The 5561-nt window shown below is 45.1% G+C and carries 2 protein-coding genes; both read left to right on the forward strand.

Going from position 1 to position 5561, the window contains the following annotated elements; genetic code table 11:
- Positions 1–1774 (forward strand): LPXTG cell wall anchor domain-containing protein (locus FC83_RS07145; protein ID WP_201782544.1); only part of this gene is annotated, 1774 nt, incomplete at its 5' end.
- 878 nt (positions 1775–2652) lie between these two features.
- The coding region (locus FC83_RS07150; protein WP_201782545.1) for a hypothetical protein at positions 2653–5561 on the forward strand (2909 nt) is incomplete at its 3' end.

The raw sequence follows: 5561 nt of genomic DNA on the forward strand, positions 1-5561 counted from the left end.
CAAAAAAGATGCCCCAGTTGAAACTGATGTCACTACAACGGTTAATTTCGTCGATGAAACCACTGGCGAAGCAATCAAGTCTGTGACCAAGACCGGGAAAGCTGACGACCAGGTAGATGTGTCTGCTGATGTGCCAACTGGTTACACTGCCGTTGACCCAACTACCCTCACTTTATCTAAAGATGGTGTCGTTAATATCAAAGTTAAACAGGAAGCGCCGGTTGAAACTGACGTGACCACCACCGTGAATTTCGTGGATAACGCCACTGGGCAAACTGTTAAATCCGTAACCAAGACTGGGAAGGCTGATGACAAAGTTGATGTCGCTGCTGATCTGCCGACTGGCTACACGGCCGTTGACCCAACTACCGTCACTTTATCTAAAGACGGTGTGGTCAATATCAAAGTTAAACAGGAAGCACCTGTTGAAACTGACGTGACCACCACCGTTAATTTCGTCGATGAAACAACTGGGCAAACTGTTAAATCCGTAACCAAGACTGGGAAGGCTGATGACAAAGTTGATGTCGCTGCTGACCTGCCGACTGGCTACACGGCCGTTGACCCAACTACCGTCACTTTATCTAAAGATGGTGTCGTTAATATCAAAGTTAAACAGGAAGCACCTGTTGAAACTGACGTGACCACCACCGTTAATTTCGTCGATGAAACAACTGGGCAAACTGTTAAATCCGTAACCAAGACCGGGAAAACTAATGACAGTGTGAATGTTTCTGCCGATGTCCCTACCGGTTATACTGCTGTTGATTCAACCACTGTTACGTTGTCTAAAGATGGTACGGTTAACATCAAGGTCAAAAAAGACGCACCTGTTGAAGCAGACGTGTCCACCAACGTTGATTTCGTGGATGAAAATGGCAATACCATTCATTCCGTGACCAAGACTGGTAAACCTGGTACGACCGTTGATGTGAAGAATGATGTCCCTGCCGGCTACGATCCAACCGATTCCACGATCATCACTATCACCAAAGATGGTAAAGCTATCGTTCATGTTAAAAAACAACAAACCACACCACCGGTGGAAGCAGATGTTGCCACTAACGTTGACTTCGTGGACGAGAATGGTAAGATTATCCATTCTATGACGGTGACAGGCAAACCGGGTTCTACCGTTGATGTGAAGGGCAGTGTTCCTGCCGGCTACGATGCCACAAGTTCTACAATTGTGACCATCACCAAGGATGGCAAAGCTATCGTCTATATCAAGAAACACGTCGACCCTAGCAAACCGACTGACCCTAGCAAACCAACCGATCCGACAAAACCGACTGACCCTAGCAAGCCTACTACACCAACCGACCCAACAGAACCGACCGACCCTAGTAAACCAACAACACCAACCGACCCATCTAAACCGACCGACCCTAGCAAACCAACAACGCCAACTGATCCAACTAAACCTACCGAACCGACAACGCCAACCACACCACCTACTACACCAACAACACCTACAACGCCTACTACACCGGCGACACCACAACCAACGACGACGCCAAGTTCCAATGGCATTCTAGGTCAATTGGTCAATACCGCCAATTCAAACGCAACTGGTACGCCAAATGATGCCAAGAACAAGCAAACACCAGCAAAGGCTACCGGCTTAACGCCACTGCCGCAAACTGGTGAAGCTAAACAAACTTGGCTGCAAGTGCTGGGTGTGGGTATCTTGGGCTTTGCGACCCTAACTGGGTTAATCGCCCTACGTCGTAAACGCCAGGATAAGACAAGCAAACCTGCCGATAAAAAATAAGTTCAACGCCAAATGCAAAACGCGGCTGGGACGAAATTCCTCAGCTTTGAAAATTGTAACGAAAAAGACCCTAAAAATGATAGGGTCGCTGTCAAATGCACCGATGAAAAACAAAAATCTCAGAAGTTTTATTTAGAAATTTTATGCGGCTTGATTCCGAAGTTCTTTCGGAGTCAAGCCGTTATTTTATGTTCTACATTTTGTCGCAAAGCAAGTCAAACCCGCATGAACATATGCCTTTAATCCTTCTAAGGTCTCAAAACACTCTGAACGTTGATTCAACCGCTCAGTCTTAAACTGTGCCCAAAATGACCCTCATCACCGTCTTATCGATAAACTCCCTATTACGCGACATTCACCATCTTGTCATAAATGATGGGCCTTACAATACAAGTTCGTCCCTGGTCGAGCAGTAACTCGCAGGTCATCTAAAGCTATTGCATTATTTCCTTGAAAAAATCCTAAGTTTCAGACAAAGATATAACAGAGGTATGCCAATAAAACAAAAAAATCTTTTAATAGTAATTATGTCTTGATAAATGGCATAAAAATAAAAATATTTTCAAAAAAATGGAGACTATATTTTTTAAGTTCTCTAGATTAAAGCTTTCACTCCAGTATTTTTGATTTATTCTGGCGGGCCACAGCGCACTTAATTCGTTATTTTAAAAATAAGTTATTCTTATCAAAATATATCAATAAAAATAATAAAGTTGATTTATCTATATTTTTTAATTATAATAAATTTAGAAATAGTTAAGTTGAAAGCGCTGTCTTTTTTGAATACATTTAGTCTGTTACACAGTCGTTTATCACCCCGAAGTCGCGATGGTCTGCCGTCATATTAGACAAGTCTATCACATGAAGGATTTGAGAAAATGATGAAGAATCGCCAAGGTTATAAAAAGCTTTATAAGTCAGGAAAATTATGGATTGCCGTTAGTTCTGGCTTACTTTTCTTAGGAACTGCCGTGTTGACTGACCAAACGCAAATCGTTCAAGCAGATACACTGACACCAACCCAACAAACTCATGCTACTGCTGTAGTGGCTAATACTGCTGAGCCAACCACAACAACACCACAGGCAGTAGCCACTGCCGTTGCCCAACCGACACCCGTTGAACCCAGAACTGTTGCTTTACAAACAACTGTTAATACCTCCCTAGGGATTAAAACGGTTGCCATTACCGGGACCACTGGCTCAACCATCACCGTCAATGCCCCGATTGTGGCGGGTTACACAGCTGATCAACCAACCCTGAGCGCCACGATCAACGTCGCTGGGACAATTGCCACTATTAACAGTAATCCTTACATTACTTATACACCAACGACCGCTTCGACACAGCCAGCTATGGCCGGCACCGACACCACATCAGCGCCGGTTACCACTATTGCAACCAAGACAGCGTCAGTAGATGCTACCGCGGCACAATCCGCCACTGCTAAAACGACGGATAAACCAACTACACAGCCTAACGCAACAATCGATCAAGATCAAGCCGTAAGTGATACTAAAATTGCTAAGACAACCAGTGATGATAGCAAAGCTATCAACGACCAGGAAACTCATGATTTGTCTGGATCCTATCAAAAGGACAGTCTGACCAGCAACCAGCCCCAACTAGCCAGCCGTTCAAACGATGATGTATCTTTTCACGAAATTTACTTTGATGGGACCACTGGTGATAACACCAGTGGAAGTAGCAACGCCTCCGATATATCTGGAATTACCCCAGGGCCAACAGATATAACCTCAGCTGTTTTCTGGGGCTATGCTGTTGATATTAATACTTCTGATTATCTCGGCCACCCTGAAGCACAGTTAACCATTAATCCAAGTGTTCCAAACAGCATGAGTCTCACTAGTGTCACCAATATTGGGAGCCCTAGTTATTGGGAAAGTGCTGGCTTCACGGATAATGTGGAAGTCATCTTCACTACTACCAATGGCCAAACTGATACCCAAAAAATAGTCGCTGGCCAAAGCGACTATGTGGCAACGGTTGGGTCCGCCAGCGACCCCGTTGTTTCTGTGACCATCCGCAGCGTGGATGCTGTCCGACCGCCAGGATCCAGAGGCACTTGGAACGCTCATCAAGTTTTTCTGTATCATGCAACTTTTTATACCAAAGATCCAGTAACCGTCCAATATCATCTCAATGGCACAATAAAAGACGCCGCTGATAAGATTATGCGTACGCATGAAAAATGGCTTACAATAAATTATGGCTATGGCCCAGCCATTACCTTGTGGCAAGATAGATCGACGTTGCCAGGTACCTTTATCTGGAGTGACGTAACTAATTATACTGGCAAAAGTATTAAATATGCCAGTCCTGGCCAAACAATTTATTTCAGTGATAACTTACTATCCCTAGCTTCCGCAGGGGTGACAATGGGGAAATCCTCCCCATATGCCCCTGGTCAAAATGAAGCAACTTATGCCACCTATGTCCAAACTCACCCCGATGCTCTCGGCGGTTATGTCCGTATCCCCAAAGGAACTACCTTTGCCGGTGAAGATGCGCTACGCAAAGCCTGGTGGAGGCACCCCAATGTAACGGTTCAAACCTTCACAGATAAAAATGGTGATACGGTGCTGTACATTTCTCATCTGAACTATGAGAATGGCCGTGTGCTAGCTGAATTGATTCCAGTGATTGTGGATAGTAATTTGGCCCTTGGTACCCAAATTAAATTTAACTCTTGGGACTTTGCAGTCCGTCCTGATGCCGCCATTTTTCGACCCGATGCCACCCAATTAACGCGGGGCATATCTTATCAAGATGATTGGAACAATGGCAATGTCTATCATAATTCTTCGCAGAGCGAAGACTTCACAATTACGATCAATGACGACTTTGAGTTCTCACAGTCAACTAGCATTAAGGGCTCTAGCGATATCATCGACAGCCACACTGCAAAAGTCGATATGACCAATCCAACTGCTATTGTTACTCAAAACTTGCACAATGGCTTGGCCGTCAATCGTATGAGGACCACTGTAAATCTGGTGGACAACACCGGACAACACCTGTACTTGACAGCCCCAGTTAAGATCTTGAATGATATCGGTCAAGATATCTCTGGTGATGCCACTATCACCTATTTAGATAGCGCGGGTCAGGCCACAACCTTTGACAAAGCCGCCAGTGTTAAAGTTAACGTTACTAGCCCAGCTTCCAAAACACTAGCCAAGCTTGTTTATGAAACCAAATTGGCCGATGGGGATATTAAGAGTTCGGTGATGAATAAGACTTACCAAGTTTTCGCCAGTGCCATCCCTTATAATGACCAAGGTCAACCGACCAGCACAACTGATTCAACTACCTTGACCGTTATCCCAACGCGCCAAGTCACCGATACTTGGCAAGTCCTGGTCAAAGATGCCAACGGTAACTTTACCCTTTACAACGCTGGTCAAGCTGATAAAACCACCAGTGGGTTAGCTGGTAGTGCCTACAGCAGTGCGACCCCTTACGCCAAGGGCGATATCATTGACAAAAACTATACGGTAACCGATGTCTTGGATGCGAAGGGCAATGTGATTGACCCGACAACATTACAATATACCGATACGACCCTGGATAAAGATGGCAATCCTACGGGTAATACCTATCAAGTAGTCGTCACGGCCAATACAGAAACTGTCACGAAGAAAATCACTTATACCGTGAATTTCCAAGGCGCTGGGGATCAAACACCCGCCCCAATCACCAAGACGGTGACTTGGACTGGGGTTATCAACAGCGCCAGCAATGGTATTGAACTGCGCAGTGCCGA

The organism is Agrilactobacillus composti DSM 18527 = JCM 14202 (assembly GCF_001436375.1).
GTDB classification, from domain to species: Bacteria; Bacillota; Bacilli; order Lactobacillales; family Lactobacillaceae; genus Agrilactobacillus; species Agrilactobacillus composti.